The organism is Chlorogloeopsis fritschii PCC 6912, from assembly GCF_000317285.1.
Classification (GTDB): domain Bacteria; phylum Cyanobacteriota; class Cyanobacteriia; order Cyanobacteriales; family Nostocaceae; genus Chlorogloeopsis; species Chlorogloeopsis fritschii.
Window position 1 is genome coordinate 1 of sequence record NZ_AJLN01000006.1, and the last position, 1,560, is coordinate 1,560.

A 1,560-nucleotide genomic window follows, 5' to 3' on the forward strand; every position below is an offset into this window, starting at 1 on the left:
GTCAATTACCCGCCACTGATTTGCTCGCCTGACGGCTCACAAATACAGTGGGGGCTTGTATCTAGGCTCCACCGCAATTCTGAGAACCTCGAAAGAATCTCAGCTTTGGCTTCATTACCTGACACATTAGGGGATAATGACAAGATCCCCGTACTCATCCAATCTTGTCGGACGAGCAGCGTTCTTAATGCAATATTTCTACTTCCCAACAAATCTGCGTGCAACTCGAAACCGCAACATTCACAACGAAACAATAAACCTTTGTTGGGTCGATTAGCTTTACTTGTATGCCCACATCTCACACAACTTTGCGAAGTATAGTGGGCGCGTACTTTAGTTGCTAACGAACCAACTAAATTAGCCTTGTAGTCGATATAGCCATGCAATTCGGCAAACGACCATTTAGCTTTATTTTGATTGGCTTTTCGTTGTTTCTTACTTGCCCTCTTGCCCGATTTAGATTTAGTTCTATCCCGTATTCCGGTTAGATCTTCCAATCCAATCAAGCTATTAGGTTTAGCGATTTGTTTAGCGATTTGATGGTTGGTATCAGCGATAAACCGTCTCTCTCTACCTGATAAAGCGATTAATCTACGCTTTGCCGATCGAGTGCCTTTACGCTGTAAGGTTTTACGTGCTTTATGATAGCGGTCAGCTTTATGTCTAGCAGCCTTGCCAGAGTAGAATTTAGCCTTGTTTTGCAAGTCTACTTCTACTGCCAAATATCGTTGCCCTACATCTACACCAGAAATTCTAGTGATGGTAGTTGGCTCGATAGTTGGGGCTTCTATCTCTAAACTCACCATCAGATAGTAAGTTTTGGAGGAACGCTGATAGACAATTTTAGCCGCGCCAATCTTCGCACAATTAGCTATTAGCTGGAGATGCTTGTTATATCCTTCGTAGGGTACGACTACTCGACCGTTTAACGTGTTAATACTAACTCGTTGCTCGGTTTTAAATGAGTAGTCCCGCTGGTAGTTTAAGGTAACAGTGCGGGAAACGTATTTAGGAGCTTTATCTAGTCCCTTGTAAAGCTTCTTGGTGTGTCCAGCTTTAATTGCTGTGACATTCTGTTTGACCTTAGTCCAGAGGGATTTATAGGTTGCAGATACTTGTCTGGGGACGTTGCAAGCCATTTGCGCTCCAAGTCCAAACCGAGCGCGTAGCTCGTTATAGACAGCCTTCTGTAACTTATTACCACTACTAGTTTTATTCAGATCGAATGCAACCTGCGAAGCATAATTCAAGGCATCTCTATAAGCCAAAGAAACCTCACGCAGGGCTTCTTTTTGCTCTGCTGTGGGGTTTAATTTTAGCTTGGCGGTGATGACTTGCATATTCTTCACGAGGTGCTGATATTTATTGTATCGCGTGAAAACAAAGATAGCAAGGTGCAAGCATGGTATTTGTTCGCTTGTCGCATACCCTTCGCCTATCCTCCCTGCGGTCGGAATCGGCTCATGGGTATAGCTCCGCACTCACCCGCATTCCTCCCGCCGCTGACAAACATTGCGAGTACGCTCGTTGTACAGCGGGGGACTCCTGCGGTTCTAGTTG

At 44.8% G+C, this 1,560-nt stretch carries 1 protein-coding gene; it reads right to left on the minus strand.

The features are described from left to right. Positions 1-5: 5 nt before the first annotated feature. The gene (locus tag UYC_RS0100035) at positions 6-1,481 is read right to left on the minus strand and encodes an RNA-guided endonuclease InsQ/TnpB family protein (protein WP_235181593.1); all 1,476 of its coding nucleotides are present in this window, start codon (positions 1,479-1,481) and stop codon (positions 6-8) included. Positions 1,482-1,560 lie beyond the last annotated feature (79 nt).